The 14,593-nt window shown below is 69.5% G+C and carries 15 protein-coding genes; 4 read left to right on the top strand and 11 right to left on the bottom strand.

What is annotated here, in order from left to right; genetic code table 11:
* The first annotated feature begins 64 nt into the window (after positions 1 to 64).
* On the top strand, positions 65 to 1,033 hold the full coding sequence (locus L1081_RS20040; protein ID WP_489413749.1) for a TerB family tellurite resistance protein: 969 nt from the start codon (positions 65 to 67) through the stop codon (positions 1,031 to 1,033).
* A gap of 107 nt (positions 1,034 to 1,140) precedes the next feature.
* Here L1081_RS20040 and cueR read toward each other — a convergent pair whose 3' ends face one another.
* Entirely contained in the window at positions 1,141 to 1,545 is a 405-nt protein-coding gene (cueR, locus tag L1081_RS20035) for a Cu(I)-responsive transcriptional regulator (RefSeq protein WP_489413748.1), read from the bottom strand.
* Complete coding sequence (locus tag L1081_RS20030; protein ID WP_018903395.1) at positions 1,542 to 1,736, bottom strand: heavy-metal-associated domain-containing protein; 195 nt, start codon at positions 1,734 to 1,736, stop codon at positions 1,542 to 1,544. Before L1081_RS20030 ends, cueR begins: the two co-directional genes overlap by 4 nt.
* 137 nt (positions 1,737 to 1,873) lie before the next feature.
* Here L1081_RS20030 and L1081_RS20025 point away from each other — a divergent pair, with 137 nt between their 5' ends.
* Complete coding sequence (locus L1081_RS20025; RefSeq protein ID WP_489413747.1) at positions 1,874 to 4,117, top strand: heavy metal translocating P-type ATPase; 2,244 nt, start codon at positions 1,874 to 1,876, stop codon at positions 4,115 to 4,117.
* Between the two features lie 12 nt (positions 4,118 to 4,129).
* Here the strand turns inward: L1081_RS20025 and L1081_RS20020 are convergent, their stop codons facing one another.
* The 4 genes from L1081_RS20020 to L1081_RS20005 all read right to left on the bottom strand — a co-directional run bounded on the left by L1081_RS20020 (position 4,130) and on the right by L1081_RS20005 (position 7,088).
* Positions 4,130 to 4,612, bottom strand: a complete 483-nt coding sequence (locus L1081_RS20020; protein ID WP_489413746.1) for a GNAT family N-acetyltransferase — start codon at positions 4,610 to 4,612, stop codon at positions 4,130 to 4,132.
* 66 nt (positions 4,613 to 4,678) lie between these two features.
* Positions 4,679 to 5,938, bottom strand: a complete 1,260-nt coding sequence (locus tag L1081_RS20015) for a beta-ketoacyl synthase N-terminal-like domain-containing protein (RefSeq protein WP_489413745.1) — start codon at positions 5,936 to 5,938, stop codon at positions 4,679 to 4,681.
* A complete protein-coding gene (locus L1081_RS20010; RefSeq protein ID WP_489413744.1) occupies positions 5,902 to 6,195 on the bottom strand; it encodes a phosphopantetheine-binding protein in 294 nt (97 codons plus the stop codon). Before L1081_RS20010 ends, L1081_RS20015 begins: the two co-directional genes overlap by 37 nt.
* A gap of 14 nt (positions 6,196 to 6,209) precedes the next feature.
* Positions 6,210 to 7,088, bottom strand: a complete 879-nt coding sequence (locus tag L1081_RS20005) for an alpha/beta fold hydrolase (protein WP_489413743.1) — start codon at positions 7,086 to 7,088, stop codon at positions 6,210 to 6,212.
* A gap of 142 nt (positions 7,089 to 7,230) precedes the next feature.
* On the opposite strand from L1081_RS20005, the gene L1081_RS20000 reads away from it, so the two are divergent.
* Together L1081_RS20000 and L1081_RS19995 are read left to right on the top strand one after the other, a co-directional pair.
* Positions 7,231 to 7,920 (top strand): response regulator, encoded by a 690-nt coding sequence (locus L1081_RS20000; protein WP_489413742.1) that lies wholly within the window; start codon positions 7,231 to 7,233, stop codon positions 7,918 to 7,920.
* On the top strand, positions 7,917 to 9,359 hold the full coding sequence (locus L1081_RS19995) for a sensor histidine kinase N-terminal domain-containing protein (protein WP_489413741.1): 1,443 nt from the start codon (positions 7,917 to 7,919) through the stop codon (positions 9,357 to 9,359). The genes L1081_RS20000 and L1081_RS19995 overlap by 4 nt, the downstream gene beginning before the upstream one ends.
* 15 nt (positions 9,360 to 9,374) lie before the next feature.
* On the opposite strand, the gene L1081_RS19990 is transcribed toward L1081_RS19995, so the two are convergent.
* The 5 genes from L1081_RS19990 to gstA all read right to left on the bottom strand — a co-directional run bounded on the left by L1081_RS19990 (position 9,375) and on the right by gstA (position 14,468).
* On the bottom strand, positions 9,375 to 9,860 hold the full coding sequence (locus L1081_RS19990) for an Atu1372/SO_1960 family protein (RefSeq protein WP_489413740.1): 486 nt from the start codon (positions 9,858 to 9,860) through the stop codon (positions 9,375 to 9,377).
* 20 nt (positions 9,861 to 9,880) lie between these two features.
* On the bottom strand, positions 9,881 to 10,984 hold the full coding sequence (locus L1081_RS19985; protein WP_489413739.1) for an oxidoreductase: 1,104 nt from the start codon (positions 10,982 to 10,984) through the stop codon (positions 9,881 to 9,883).
* An 84-nt stretch (positions 10,985 to 11,068) separates the two neighbouring features.
* Complete coding sequence (locus tag L1081_RS19980) at positions 11,069 to 12,922, bottom strand: acyclic terpene utilization AtuA family protein (protein WP_489413738.1); 1,854 nt, start codon at positions 12,920 to 12,922, stop codon at positions 11,069 to 11,071.
* Entirely contained in the window at positions 12,919 to 13,707 is a 789-nt protein-coding gene (locus tag L1081_RS19975; protein WP_489413737.1) for an enoyl-CoA hydratase-related protein, read from the bottom strand. Before L1081_RS19975 ends, L1081_RS19980 begins: the two co-directional genes overlap by 4 nt.
* A gap of 152 nt (positions 13,708 to 13,859) precedes the next feature.
* A complete protein-coding gene (gene gstA / locus L1081_RS19970; protein WP_489413736.1) occupies positions 13,860 to 14,468 on the bottom strand; it encodes a glutathione transferase GstA in 609 nt (202 codons plus the stop codon).
* Positions 14,469 to 14,593: the final 125 nt, after the last annotated feature.

Genomic DNA, 14,593 nt, shown 5'->3' with positions numbered 1-14,593 from the left:
GGCGGCGGAACCTTTAGGCTCCGCGCCGAACGAACTTTGTCCCTCAACCAGTGGAAATTCGAACGTGACACCTTCCGAAACCCGGGCCATCGTGTCCCTCAGCCTCCTGGCCGCCTTCGTCGACGGTGAGAAGCACGAGCGCGAACGCGCCGAGATCAAGCGCATTGCCGAGGGCCTCTCGCAAGCCGACGGCGTGAACCTGCCCACGCTCTACCAGGACGTGCTGATGAAGCGCGTCTCGCTGGCTTCGGTCGCCGGCGAGCTGAAGAGCACGGAATCGAAGCAGCTGGCCTATGAGATGGCGGTGTGCGTGTGCGATGTGGACGGCACGCAGTCCGATGCCGAGCGCATGTTCCTGGCGGACGTGCGCACCTCGCTCGGGCTCGATGCCTCGGCGGCGCAGTTCTCGCGGCAGGCGGAAGAGATTGCGGCAGCGGTGCCGGCGGCGGCCGCCGGCACGGCCGTGGCCGTGACGCCCGCCGCTGCTGCTGCTGCTGCTGCTGCTGCGCTATCGCCCGACAGCGCGGAGCTCGACAAGTCGATCCTCAACGCATCCATCCTCAACGGCGCGCTCGAACTGCTACCCGAAACGCTCTCGACCATGGCGATCATTCCGCTGCAGATGAAACTGGTCTACCGCATCGGCAAGGCCCACGGCTACGAGCTCGACACCGGCCACGTGAAGGATTTCCTGGCGACGGTCGGCGTGGGCTTGACCTCGCAGTACCTGGAACAGGCCGGGCGCAAGCTGCTCGGCGGCCTGCTCGGCAAGATGGGTGGCGGGCTGCTGCGCGGCCTCGGCAACCAGGCGGTGAGCTCGGGCATGAGCTTCGCCTCGACCTATGCGCTCGGACACGTGGCCAAGCGCTACTACGCCGGCGGCCGCACGCTGTCGGCACAGATGCTCAAGGACACCTTCTCGGGCGTGGTGCAGGAAGGCAAGAGCCTGCAGACCCAGTACTTGCCGGCCATCCAGGAAAAGGCCCGCACCCTGGATGCTGGAAAAGTGCTGTCTCTCGTCAGAGGAGCCTGATCCCTTTTTCAGGAACACCGTGGAACCGGCTTCGCCGGGCCACCGGTGTTGCCCCCGGCGAGGGGGAGGGCGTAGCGACACGAGGTGCGCGAAGCCTGGGGGAGAACCTATCCAGCGAGATCGTCGAGGATGGGGCAGTCGGGGCGCGCGTCGCCGTGGCAGCAGTGCACCAGGTGCGCGAGCGTGCTGCGCATCGACTGCATGTCGGCAATGCGCTGTTCCAGTTCGCCCAGGTGCCTTTGCGCGATGCGCTTCACGCTGGCGCTCGCGCGCCGGCGGTTGTGCCACAGGCCCACGAGTTCGGCGATTTCCTCCATCGAGAAACCGAGATCGCGCGAGCGCTTGATGAAGCGCAGCGTGTGGATGTCGGCATCGCCGTACTGGCGGTAGCCGCTGTCGGTGCGCGCCACCGGGGGCAGCAGGCCCAGGCCCTCGTAGTGCCGCACCATGCGCGCCGAGACACCCGAGAGCCGCGCGGCCTCGCCGATCGAGACAGTGCCGAAGCTGCTCATTGGACCCGGTAGCCGGCGTTCTCGATGGCCGCCACGATGTCCTTTCGGGGCTGCGCGCTCAGCACGTCGACATGGCCGGTTTCTAGATCCACCGTCACCTGCGCTTCGGGGTCCACCGTCTGCACCGCGTTCTGCACCGCGCTCACGCAGTGGCCGCAGCTCATGCCCGAGACCTGGAATTTCTGGCTCATCGTCTTTGCTCCTCTGTTGAATGAAATGAAGTGAACGAAGCGCCAGTTTGGACCTTCTCATGATGTCAATGTCCAGCGCAGGGACACTGCGCGTGCCGGCTTGACCTTGCCATGATGTGAGGCTTTAGCCTCGGTGCATGGACAATCTGCTGCAAAACCTACACGACCCGATGAGCACCCTCGATCTTTCCGTCGGCGGCATGACCTGCGCCTCTTGCGTGATGCGCGTGGAACGCGCGCTCAAGAACGTGCCGGGCGTGCAGGACGTCAGCGTGAACCTCGCCACCGAATCGGCGCGCGTGGTGACTGCCGCCGGTGGCGAAGACATGGACGCCCGCCTGCGCCGCGCCGTGCGCGCCGCGGGCTACGAGCCGCGCGCGGCAAGCGGCGCGGCCGACGAGGCCGCTGCGCTGTCGCCCTGGCATGGCTTCGGGCCCGTGGGCCTCGGGCTGCTGCTGTCGATACCGCTCCTGGCACCGATGCTCGGCCAACCCTTCGGACAGGACTGGATGCTGCCGCCCTGGCTGCAGCTGCTGCTGGCGGCGCCGGTGCAGTTCTGGCTCGGCGCGCGCTTCTACCGCGCGGGCTGGCATGCTGCAAAGGCCGGCACCGGCAACATGGACCTGCTGGTGGCGCTCGGCACCAGTGCGGCATTCGGCCTGTCGCTCTGGCTCTGGTGGCGCGCGACCACAGGCGAGCATGCGGGGCACGGCGGCATGCCGCATCTGTATTTCGAAGCCTCGGCCGTGGTGATCACGCTGGTGCTGCTCGGCAAGTGGCTGGAGGCGCGCGCCAAGCGGCAGGCCACCTCGGCCATCCGCGCGCTGCAGCAGCTGCGGCCCGAGACCGCGCATTTGGTGGGCCCGCGCGGCGAAAGCGACATGCCGCTGGCCGAGGTGATGGTGGGCGACCGGCTCGTGGTGCGTCCGGGCGAGCGCGTGCCCGCGGATGCGCGCGTGATCGAGGGGCAGTCCGAGGTCGATGAGTCGATGCTCACGGGCGAGCCGCTGCCGGTGCCGAAGGGACCTGGCGACGCACTGACGGGCGGCGCGGTGAACGGCGACGGCCGCATGGTCGTCGAGGTGAGCGCGGTGGGCGCCGAGAGCGTGCTGGCGCGCATCATCCGTCTGGTCGAGGACGCGCAGGCCGCCAAGGCGCCGATCCAGCGGCTGGTGGACCAGGTCGCGGCCGTGTTCGTGCCGGTGGTGCTGGCGATTGCGCTGGCCACGCTAGCGGGCTGGCTGCTTGCGGGCGCCGGCATCGAGATCGCCATGATCCACGCGGTGGCCGTGCTGGTCATTGCCTGTCCCTGTGCGCTGGGCCTGGCGACCCCGGTCGCCGTGATGGCCGGCACTGGCGTGGCGGCGCGCCGCGGCATCCTCATCAAGGACGCGCGGGCGCTGGAGCTTGCGCACCGTGTCGGCACGGTGGCCTTCGACAAGACCGGCACGCTGACGCTCGGCCGCCCGGTGCTCACGGCGCTGGTGCCCATGGCAGGCGGCAGCGATGAAGCCGCATTGCTCGCAACCGCCGCCAGCCTGCAAGGCGGCAGCGAGCATCCGCTGGCACGCGCCGTGATGGCGGCTGCCGCGCAGCGCGGCCTGCAGGCGCCGCCATTGGGCGTGATGCAGGCGATGCCCGGCCGCGGCGTGCGCGGCCAGGTGAACGGCGAGCCCTGGGCCATTGCCAGCCTGCGCTGGTGCGCGGAACTCGGCGCCGTGCCCGAGGCTGCGCAGGTCGAGCGCCTGCACGCGCAGGGCGCCACCGTATCCGCATTGCTGCGTTTCGACGCAGTGGGCGCTGCCCGGGTGCAGGCGCTGCTGGCCTTTGCCGACGAGCCCAAGCCCGAGGCCGCGCAAGCCATCCGCACGTTGCACGCACGCGGCCTGCGCGTGGTGATGATCTCGGGCGACAACCTGCGCGCCGCGCAGGCCATGGCGGCGCGGCTCGGCATTGCCGCCGAGGACGTGCGCGCCGAGGTGCTGCCCGCCGACAAGGCAGCGCAGGTCAGCGCCTTGAAGAAGAACGGCCAGGTGGTCGCGATGATCGGCGACGGTGCCAACGACGCACCCGCGCTGGCCGCGGCCGACGTGGGCATTGCCATGGCGCCTGCGGGCGGCGGCACCGACGTTGCGATGGAAGCGGCCGGCATCACGCTGATGCGCGGCGACCTGGCGCTCGTGGCCGAGGCGCTCGAGCTCTCGGCGCGCACGGTGGCCAAGATCCGGCAGAACCTGTTCTGGGCCTTTGCCTACAACGTGGCCGGCATTCCGCTGGCCGCCTTCGGGCTGCTGAGCCCGGTGGTGGCGGGGGCGGCGATGGCGCTGTCGAGCGTCAGCGTGATGGCCAACGCGCTGCTGCTGCGGCGCTGGAAGCCCTGAGGCTCATCGATCTCAGTCGATCAGCAGCGCCAGCAGGTGGTCGTCGATGTAGTCGGCCTCGCCGGCGCGCTTGTAGAACTTGCGCAGGGTGCCTTCGTATTCGAAGCCCAGCTTCTCGTAGAAGCGCAGGCCCGGCGCGTTGTCGCTTTCGGCATAGAGCTCGATGCGCTTGACGCCCTCGGCCTTGAGCCTGGCGATGGCATCGCTCACCATCGCCTGCGCAATGCCCTTGCCGTGCAGCGACGGATCGACCGCGAGCGTGCCGAAGCAGGCCACGTGCCGCACGCGGCCCGGATAGCGCGTCGCGCGGTAGAAGCCCGCGACGCGGCCATCGACTTCATAGACATAGAAGCTGCGGCTGTCGACCAGCTCCTTGTGGATGGCGCGGAATTCGTCGAGCGGCATCGGGTCGTAGCCGAGGAACGGCACCACCTGCTCGTGCATGTAGATGGAGAAGACGGCTTCGAGGTCCTGGGGTGTGGCGAGCCTGCGCATGGATGACGGTTTTCTGCAGATGCGGCGAAGGCGTCAGCATACCCAGTCCCGCCGTCACGCCGTTCTTCAGCGTCCCGCGATCAGTACGGCGTTGGTGCCGCCGAATGCGAACGAATTGGAAAGCACGTAGCGCAGGTTGCGGGCCTCGCGCGCCCCGCCGCGCACCAGGTCCAGGTCGAAGGCCGCATCGGGCACCCGCAGGTTGGCAGTGGGCGGAAGCATCCCGCGCGCCAGCGTTCGCAGCGCCGCCACGAGCTCGATCGCGCCGCCGCCGCCCAGCACATGGCCGTGGATGGCCTTGGTGGCGCTCACGGGCGTGGCATTGCCGAACACTTCGCGGATGGACGCGGCCTCGGCGGCGTCTCCGGCAATGGTCGCCGTGCCGTGCGCGTTGACGTGGCCGATCTGCGCCGCCTCGATGCCTGCATCGCGCAGTGCCGCGCGCATGGCGCGCACCTGGCCGGCCGTGTCGGGGTTGGTGATGTGCGTCGCATCGCAATTGGTGGCGTAGCCTGCAAGAAAGAGCGACGAGGCATGAACGGCGCCTCGCGCATTGGCATGCGCCGCTGATTCGAGCACCAGCGCGGCCGCGCCTTCGCCCAGCGCGAAGCCCGCGCGGTCGCCCGAGAACGGCCGGCAGGCGCTGGCCGGCGCACCCGGCGGTGGCGGCGCCGTCACGCGCATTGCATGCCAGCTGGCCATCACGCCCGGCGTGAGCATGGCCTCGTGTCCGCCGACGATGGCCGCGTCGATCCAGCCGCCCCGGATGGCGCGCATTGCCTCGCCGATGGCCACGGCCGACGACGCGCAGGCGCAGGCATACGCAATGGCCGCGCCCTGGGCGCTGAACTGCAGGGCGAGCTCCGCCACCGCCGCATTGGGCATCACGGTGAGCACGGTCGTCGGCCGCATGCGGCGCTGCTGGCCGTAGAGCGCGCGCGTGGTGTCGTCGAAGCTGCCGGCGCCCGCCAGCCCGCTGCCCCAGAAGATGCCGAGGCGCTCGGGGTCGATGCTGCCGGCCCCGAGCCCGGCCTGCGCGGCGGCATCTCGTGCGGCCGCGAGCGCCATCGCGCTGCCTCGATCGAGCGGCAGGCGCGAGCTGCTGCGCACGGCGGCCGGGTCGAAATCGCAGGCGGCCACGGCAAGTTCGATCGGATCGAGGCCTTCGATCCCGAGCGTTCGCGTGCGCACTGCGGAATGGCCGTTGAAGAGCGCATCGTCGAACGACACGGTGGTGCAGCCCAGCGGCGTGACGAAGCCGATGCCCGTCACCTGCACGCGCGTGCTGATCACGCCTGCGCGGCCATCGGCGATTCGAGCTTGCACTCGATCTGGGCTTCGATCGCCTCGCACAGGTGGCCGAGCGTGATGCCGGCCTCGCGCGGATCGAGCCGGTCTTCGGGCAGGCGCAGATGAAAGGCATCCTCCACCGCGAACACGAATTCCATCAGCGACAGCGAATCGAGGCCGAGCTCGGACAAGGCCGCGCCGGGCGCGATGGTGTCGCGCGCCACGTCGAACTGCTTGACCAGGATGGTTGCGATGCTGTTGAAGACGGGCGAGGAAGAAGAATAGGAGGGCATTGGCGTGCTTTGTTTCAGGCGGCAAGGGAACGTGCGGGCAGGGCGCCGGCGGGGCCGGGCGTGCCATGCGCCACGGCGTCGGCGAAGGCGGAGGTTTCGCGCGCCACCTGGTGGCGGTCGTTGTCGATCGTGATCATGTGGTAGCTGTTGGCAAGCACCACGCTGCGGAACGTGCCGCAGCGAAGCCCGCGCGCAAGGAGGCCGAGATTGGCCACGCTGGCCACCTCGTCCTCGCGTGCATGCAGCGCGAGCACGCTGCCGCATTGCACGCGGTGCAGGTTGCGCCTCACGTGGCGGATCAGCCGGTCGTGCTCGCGCAGGTGGCCCACGCCGATCACCGTGCTGCCGGCGCTCGACACCTTGCGGTGGCGCAGCTCGCGCTCGATCCAGGCGCGCACGCGTTCGTTCTTCACGCCGTAGGGCGGGCATTCGCGGTATTGCCAGAATCGCCCGAGCGGCGTGTAGAAGGCCAGCGGCAGCAGCACCTGCGTTCGCGGCACGGCCCAGCCGTCGAAGCGCAGCGTGGTCGACATCAGCACCAGCGCATCGACGCCGCTGCCGCAGCGGATGGCCGTGCCAAGCGCCAGTGAAGAGCCGGCCGAGATGCCCACCAGCATCACGCGATCGTGCTGCGCGCGCAGTGCCTTCACCCGTGCTTCGACGGCGTCGATCCAGCGTTCGTACGGCAGGGCCTGCTGCACCGGTGCGGCGGCATCGAAGGAGTAGCCGTCGATGCGCATCGGATGCACCGGATAGCCGCTCGCGCGCAGGGCCGATTGCACGGTCAGGAGCTCGTCAGGTGTGCTGCATAAACCATGCAGCAGCACGATGGCCGTGCGGCGCACCGCGGGGTGCACCACGCTCAGCAGATCGGAGGGATCGCGGGCGCTCATCGCGTTGTCGCAGCGGCCTGGAAAGAGACCCGTGCCGCAGGTTGCTGTCGTATGCTCATGGCGCGTTTATCGCCGGGGTGTGCTGACCGGCCGCTGACCCTCCTTCGCGCAAGAATAGGCACTTCAAACCACCACACACACCATGCGAATCCTGCTTGTCGAAGACGATGCCGTGCTGCGCGACGTGATGCTGCGCAGCCTTGCGGATGCCGGCCACCGGGTCGACGTGTCGACCAACGTCGAGGACGCCGACCACCTCTGGCGCGTGCAGCCCTTCGATGCGGTGCTGCTCGACCTGAACCTGCCGGCCACGGCCAGCCCCACGAGCGGGCTGGCGAGCGGCCTCAGCGCCCTGCGCCAGGCGCGTGCGCGCGGCGACCGCACGCCGGTGCTGGTGCTGACGGCGCGCGGCCGCACCGAGGAGCGCATCGCGGGCCTCGATGCCGGTGCCGACGACTACCTGGGCAAGCCCTTCGACCTGGCCGAGGTCGAGGCACGGCTGCGCGCTTTGGTGCGGCGGGCCAAGGGCACCGAAGACATCGTGTTGCTGGGCCAGCTCAAGCTGGACCGCAAGGCGCGCCGCTTTTCCACCGCGAGCGGGCCGCTCGACCTGCCGGCGCGCGAGTTCGAGGTGCTGTGGGAGCTGATGAGCCCGCCGGGCCGCACGGTGAGCAAGCGGGCGCTGTCCGACAAGCTCTCCAGCTTCGATGAATCATTGGGCGACAACGCGCTGGAGGCCTTCATCTCCCGGCTGCGCAAGAAGCTGGCCGGTTCGGGCGCGGGCATCCGCACGCTGCGCGGCATCGGCTACCTGCTCGAAGCCGAAGTGTGAGCCGCACGCAACCGGCCGCGTCCGGGCCGCCGAAGGCCGCGCCTTCGCTCACGCGGCGCGTGCTGCGCAACGTGCTGGTGCCGCTGGCGCTCACGTGGATGGTGGGCGCGGTGATCGCGCTGGTCATTGCCAACTATTTTTCCGAACAGGCCTTCGATCGCGCCATGCTCGACGACGCCTATGCGCTCTCGGCCAACGTGCAGGCGGGCGAGCGCGGCATCGAGCTGCTGCTCACGCCGCGCGAAGTGGCCACGGTGCTGTTCGACCAGGTCGACAAGATCTACTTCGCGGTGCAGCGGCTCGACGGCACGCTGATCTCGGGGCAGGCAGGCCTGAATGCACCGCTGCCGCCGGCAGGCGCGCACTATCGCTTCTCGGACCTGGACTACGATGGCAAGGTCCTGCGCGCGGTGGTGCTCGAGCCCGTCACCGAGCCCGGCCGGCTGACGCCCTACCGGGTGGTGATTGCACAGACCACGCTGAGCCGCGCGGCGCTGGTGCAGCGGCTGCTCGGCTACGCATTGGCGCCGCAGGTGCTGCTGCTGATGCTGCTCGCGGTATGGCTCTGGCATGGCATTCGCAGCGACCTGCGCCCGCTCGGCGAACTCCAGCAGGCGCTGGACCGCCGCGACGTGTACGACCTCTCTCCGGTCGCGGTGGTGCGCACCTCGCGCGAGGTGCAGCGCCTGGGCAATGCGGTCAATGCGCTGTTCGACCGGCTGAACCACAGCGTGCGCGCGCAGCGCGAGTTCGTGGGCAACGTGGCGCATGAGCTGCGCACGCCGCTCGCGGGCATCCGCGCACTGGCCGAATACGGGCTCGCGCAGCACGACTCCACCGTGTGGCGCGAGCAGCTCGCGCGCGTGGCCGAGCGGCAGGCCCGCGCGAGCCATCTCATCGACCAGCTGCTGGCGCTCGCGCTCGCAGATGAAGCGCGCACCGGCCTCGCGCGCGAGCCGGTGCAGCTCGACATATTGGCCGAGCAGACGGTGCTGCGGCACCTGGCCCGCGCCGACGCGCACGGCGTCGACCTGGGTGCGCGCGGCCTCGACGAGCGCGTGACGGTGCTTGCGAACGAAGCGCTGGTCGAAGGCATTCTCGACAACCTGATCGACAACGCGCTGCGCTACGGCGGACGCACCATCACCGTCGAGCTGGCGGGCCGCACCCTGAGCGTGATCGACGACGGCCCCGGCATTCCGCTGGAAGCGCAGCGCGACCTGATGCAGCGCTGGGCGCAGGGGCCGGCGGGCCAGAAGCTGGGGCAGGGCTCGGGCCTGGGGCTGTCGATCGTGTCGCGCTATGCGGAGTTGCTGGGTGCCGAGCTGCGGCTCGATGCGGCCGAACCCGCGGGACTGCGCGTGAGCATCACCTTCGCGGAGCTGCGTCCGATGGCGGCGGGCGATGCGGCCGGCACGGCGCCGGCGCGCGGCGCCTGACCGACGGCGCGGCGCTCAATCCCCGAACTCCACTTCGCCTTCGATCTCGACCGGGATGCTGAACGGAAGCTCCGCCATGCCGACGGCACTGCGTGCGTGCGCGCCGATCTCCGGGCCGAAGAGTTCGAGCACGAGGTCCGAGAAGCCGTTGATGACGGCGGGCTGCTTGTCGAAGCCCGGTGCCGAAGCCACCATGCCGAACACGCGCGTCCAGGCCGTGATGCGGTCGAGGTCGCCGAGCGCGCGCTGCAGGCTGCCGAGCATCGCCAGCGCAGTGAGCCGCGCCGCTGCGTAGCCCTGCTCGACCGTCAGCTCGCGGCCCAGCTTGCCGAGCGGCGCGGCAATGGTGCCGTCGGCATTCAGCGGGCCATGGCCCGAAACGATGGCGCGGCGCCCGGCGATGCGCACGAAGGCGAAAGGCAGCACCACGCTGGGCGGCGGCGCGACCGGCGGCGGCAGCACGAGGCCGAGCGTGGCGAGTCGCTGTTCGATGCGGGCCATGGCGTTTTTCTCCTGCGCACTCAGCCCAGCGCCGGGTAGTCCGTGTAGCCCTTGGTGCCGCCGCCGTACATCGTGGCCTTGTCCACGGCGTTGAGCGGGGCGTTCTCGCGCAGGCGGCGCACCAGGTCGGGGTTGGCGATGAAGGGCTTGCCGAAGGCGACGAGGTCGTCGCCTTCCTTGACGGCTTGGTCCGCCAGCGGCTTGTCGTAGCCGTTGTTGACCATCCATGCGCCCTTGCCGCCGGCCTGGCGGTAGGCGGCCTTGAGCGCCTCGTAGTCGAAGGGACGGTCCTCGATCTCGCGCGGACCGCCGGTGGCGCCTTCGATGATGTGGATGTAGGCCAGGCCGAGCGGGGCGAGCTGCTTCACCACGTAGGTGAAGAGCGGCTGCGGATCGGAGTCGTGCACATCGTTGGCCGGCGTGACGGGCGACAGGCGGATGCCGGTCTTGCCGCCGCCGACCGCATCGACCACGGCGCGCGTGGCTTCCAGCAGCAGGCGGGCGCGGTTCTCGATGCTGCCGCCGTAGTCGTCGGTGCGCTTGTTGCTGCCGTCCTTGAGGAACTGGTCGAGCAGGTAGCCGTTGGCGCCGTGGAGTTCCACGCCGTCGAAGCCGGCGGTTTCCACCGCGTTGCGCGCGGCGGCCGCATAGGTGTGGACGATGCCGGGCAGTTCCTCGGCGTCGAGCGCGCGCGGCTCGGAGGTTTCGACGAAGGTCGGCACGCCCTCCTTGATGAGCACGGTCTTGGTCCTGGCAATGATGGCCGAGGGCGCGACGGGCTTGCCGCCGCCCGGCTGCAGTTCGCTGTGCGAGACGCGGCCCACATGCCAGAGCTGCACCACGATCTTGCCGCCCTTGGCATGCACCGCATCGGTCACGCGCTTCCAGGCATCGAGCTGCTCGGTGCCATAGAGGCCCGGCACGTCGGCGTAGCCCTGGCCCTGGTGGCTGATGGCGGTGGCTTCGGTGATGAGCAGGCCCGCGCTGGCGCGCTGTGCGTAGTAGGTGGCGGCGATGTCCTGGGGAATCGCGTTGGGCGAGCGGTTGCGCGTGAGCGGCGCCATCACGATGCGGTTGGCGAGCTGCAGGTCACCGGCCTGTACGGGATCGAAGAGGGAGGGCATGGCGAAACGTCAAAGAGTGGGACAGAGGCCGCGAGGCTAAACCTGCGCAGTCAAACCTGCTGTCGCACGGTTGTCCGTTTGCTGCTAGGCGTTCGGAGCGCTGCGATCGGACCCAGCGAGCGCGAGCAGTTCCGCGCTCACGCGCACGGGCATCGCGAGCAGGATCTGCCCCATGCCTTTGCCGAGCGGATCGTTGCGCAGCGACGCCATGCCGCCGCCGCCGAGCGCCTGCTCGCAGACGAAGTTGAAGGCGCCGATGCCCGGCACTTCATAGCGCCTGACCGGCCCCTTGACCAGGTGTGCGAGCCATTCGGCCACGCGCGCTTCGGTGAGCTGCTCGCGTAGCAGCGGCAGCAGGGCAGGGTGGCGCGCAATGACGCCGATGTTCGAGGTGTCGCCCTTGTCGCCGCTGCGGGCCCAGGCCAGGTGGATGAGCGGCACTTCGCTGGCGCCGGCATCGACGGAGACCAGGGCATTCGCATCGCCGGTGGCCTGCCGTGGTGAAGGCGCGTCGGCAGCCGCCGCAACCACGGCGTCGCGCGGCAATTCGATGCGCTGCCCGTCGATGCTCACGCGCGCTTCGACCATCGTCTTGTCAAGCAGGAAGGCGTACTGCCGGATCGACGGCGAAACCGAGGCGCGCCCGCCCGCGCCCGTGGTGCCCGGCGCCCACGAGGTGCCGGCGGGCGCCACTTCGCGCGCGAAGAGTTCCAGCGCCTCCTTGCGCGCATGCGTGACCGCGAGCCGCAGCACGGCTTCGCGGGTTTGCAGGGCCTGCGCATGCGGGCCGTAGCAAGATTCGGCGCCGAGCACCTCGAGTTGCGCGCCGCTGTAGGGGCCGAAGCCTTGCTGGTCGAACAGCGCGCCGGTGCGCGCAAGGATCGCCTCGCCGGTGCGCCTGGCCTTGGCGACGGCGTCGAAGCCGACGATGGTGAGCTGCGCCGCGGCCTTGAAGCCTTCTGCATAGGTGGCGCAGACCTTGTAGCTCGCAGTGGACGGGCGGCCCCGGGCGCCATGCACGCGCACGCGGTGCTCGCCGGCCTGCGCGATGCGCACCTGCGTGAAGTCGGCCACCACGTCGGGCAGCAGGTAGGCCGACGGATCTCCGATCTCGTAGAGCATCTGCTCGCCCACCACGGCCGGTGTGACCTTGCCGCCGGTGCCCGCGGGCTTGGTGACGACGAAGCCGCCATCGGCGCTGCACTCGACGATCGGATAGCCGATGTTCGGCCAGTCGGGCACGGTGTCCCAGTCGGTGTGCAGGCCGCCGGTGGCCTGGCAGCCGCATTCGATGATGTGGCCCGCGAGGCTGCCGGCGGCGAGCAGATCGTGGTCGCCGGGCTGCCAGCCGAACTCGTGCATCAGCACGCCGAGCGTCACGGCCGAATCGACGCAGCGGCCCGTGATGACCACCTGCGTGCCCGCATCGAGCGCGGCCTGGATCGGCCGCGCACCCAGGTAGGCATTGGCCGTGAGCACGCGCTCGGGCAGCGGCGCGCCGCTCTGCAGTTCGCGCACGGCGGGCTGTTGCTGACGCAGCTGCGGTAGCAGCGGCGATACGTCGTCGCCGCTGACCACTGCAATCTTCAGCGCGATGCCTTGCTCGGCCGCGAGCGCGGCCAGTGCATCGGCGCAGCCCTGCGGATTGACGCCGCCCGCATTGCTCACCACGCGAATGCCCTGCTGCACGACATCCTTCAGCACCGCCTTCATCGCGATGGAGACAAAGTCGGTGGCGTAGCCGAGCTCGGGCTTCCTGAGCCGCGCGCCCGCGAGGATCGACATCGTGAGCTCGGCCAGGTAGTCGAACACCAGGTAGTCGATCTGCCCGCTGGCCACGAGCTGCGGTGCGCCCACGCTGCTGTCGCCCCAGAAGCCCGAGGCGCCGCCGATGCGTACGATGCGTTCGTTGTTGTTGCTGCTGCCGTGGGTGCTCATCGGCCGCTCCACTGCGGCTTGCGCTTTTCGCGGAAGGCGAGCTGGCCTTCGGCCGCATCTTCCGTGAGCGCGAAGAGGCCGATCTGGCTTTCGGTGAAGGCGATCGATTCCTCGAAGGCCATGGCCTCGATCTTCTTCATCGTGTACAGGCCGCGGCGGATGGCGGCGGGCGACTTGTCGAGCATGCGGCCAAGCAGCCAGTCCAGGCTTTCGTCGACGTCCTCGCCCACGCGATTCACGAGCCCGTGTTCGAGTGCCTGCGCGGCGGTGATGGGTTCGCCGGTCAGGCACATCTGGGCCAGCACGCGGCGCGGCAGCAGAGGGCCGAGCACACTGAGCACCTGGGCCGGAAAGAGGCCGACCTTGACTTCGGGCAGGCCGAACACGGCGTGGCTGCCGGCGGCCGCCATGTCGCACATGCCCAGGATGCCCATGCCGCCCGCCATGCAGGCACCGTTGACGCGTGCGACCAGCGGCACCGTCAGCTGCCGGGCCTGGCGCAAAAGGTTGGCGAAGCCCTGGTACGGCTCGGCATGGTCGAACTTGAAAGAGGTGCCGCCTTGCAGGTCGGCGCCGGCGCAGAAGGCGCGCGTGCCGGCGCCGGTGATGACTACCGCGCGCACGGCGCGGTCGGCGTCGGCGCGGGACAGTGCCGACGAGAGCGCCGCCAGCACGCCGGGGTTGATGGCGTTGCGGCGTGCCTCGCGGTCGATGGTGAGCCACATCACGGGCCCGCGCATCTCCTCGCGCAGTTCTTGATGATGAAGTGCGGGGGCCTCGGCCATCGGCGGTTCCTTCGCTACGGAGTCTGGAGCAGGGCCGTAGCGTGACCCGAAAAAAAAGCCGCGGCATGCGGCTTGTGGCTGAAGCAGTCCGGGTTTTCCCGGGGTTGGGGCGGACTGCTTCGCGGCTCTTTCGAGCTTCTGTCGGCTTCTTCTTACTTCAGCAGGCCTTCAGCCTTCATCGCCTCCTGAACAGCGGGGCGAGCGGCCACGCGCGCGTGCCAGGCCTGGAGGTTGGCGAAGCCCGCGATGTCGACGCCGGTGGGCTTGGCCCAGTTGGTAACGGTGAACAGGTAGCCGTCGGCCACGCTGAACTGGTCGCCCATCAGGTACTGCTTGTCGGCAAGCTGTCCGTCGAGCCATTCGTAGCGCGACTTGAGCTTGTCCTTGAAGATGGCCTTGGCTTCTTCGGGCATGTTCGGGTTGAACAGCGGGCTGTAGCCCTTGTGCATCTCGGTGCCGATGAAGGTCAGCCATTCCTGCAGGCGGTAGCGCTGCAGCGTGCCGGCGGCCGGTGCGAGGTTCTTGGTGGGTGCCAGGTCGGCGATGTACTGCACGATGGCCGGGCCTTCGCGCAGGCGGGTGCCGTCGTCGAGCTCGAGCATGGGCACGTAGCCCAGCGGGTTGATGCCGTAGTAGTCGGTGCCGTCCTGCAGCTTGTGGGTCTTGGTGCTGGCCAGCACGGGTTCGAAGGCAAGGCCTGCCTCGTGCAGCGCGATGTGGGGCGAAAGGGAGCAGGCGCCGGGCGAGTAATACAGCTTCATGCGAAGAATCTCCAATGTTGGGAATATGGATATCGGGGAATCGATCCATGGACCCACGGGATGCTAGCGGGTTTGTGTGCTGGGCGTTTGTCCTACGGCCGCTCGCGCGGGGCGACTATCGGGGC

Source organism: Variovorax sp. MSC1_012, assembly GCF_023667525.1.
GTDB lineage: Bacteria > Pseudomonadota > Gammaproteobacteria > Burkholderiales > Burkholderiaceae_C > Variovorax > Variovorax beijingensis_B.
The sequence above is the reverse complement of the archived record's forward strand: the minus strand, read 5'-3'. Positions and strand labels throughout refer to the sequence as shown.

Coding starts and splice junctions, on each gene's coding strand:
- L1081_RS19980 (WP_489413738.1), bottom strand. CDS start 12,922: ATGAGCACCCACGGCAGCAGCAACAACAACGAACGCATCGTACGCATC.
- gstA (WP_489413736.1), bottom strand. CDS start 14,468: ATGAAGCTGTATTACTCGCCCGGCGCCTGCTCCCTTTCGCCCCACATC.
- L1081_RS20020 (WP_489413746.1), bottom strand. CDS start 4,612: ATGCGCAGGCTCGCCACACCCCAGGACCTCGAAGCCGTCTTCTCCATC.
- L1081_RS20025 (WP_489413747.1), top strand. CDS start 1,874: ATGGACAATCTGCTGCAAAACCTACACGACCCGATGAGCACCCTCGAT.
- cueR (WP_489413748.1), bottom strand. CDS start 1,545: ATGAGCAGCTTCGGCACTGTCTCGATCGGCGAGGCCGCGCGGCTCTCG.
- L1081_RS19975 (WP_489413737.1), bottom strand. CDS start 13,707: ATGGCCGAGGCCCCCGCACTTCATCATCAAGAACTGCGCGAGGAGATG.
- L1081_RS20010 (WP_489413744.1), bottom strand. CDS start 6,195: ATGCCCTCCTATTCTTCTTCCTCGCCCGTCTTCAACAGCATCGCAACC.
- L1081_RS20030 (WP_018903395.1), bottom strand. CDS start 1,736: ATGAGCCAGAAATTCCAGGTCTCGGGCATGAGCTGCGGCCACTGCGTG.
- L1081_RS20005 (WP_489413743.1), bottom strand. CDS start 7,088: ATGAGCGCCCGCGATCCCTCCGATCTGCTGAGCGTGGTGCACCCCGCG.
- L1081_RS20000 (WP_489413742.1), top strand. CDS start 7,231: ATGCGAATCCTGCTTGTCGAAGACGATGCCGTGCTGCGCGACGTGATG.
- L1081_RS19985 (WP_489413739.1), bottom strand. CDS start 10,984: ATGCCCTCCCTCTTCGATCCCGTACAGGCCGGTGACCTGCAGCTCGCC.
- L1081_RS19990 (WP_489413740.1), bottom strand. CDS start 9,860: ATGGCCCGCATCGAACAGCGACTCGCCACGCTCGGCCTCGTGCTGCCG.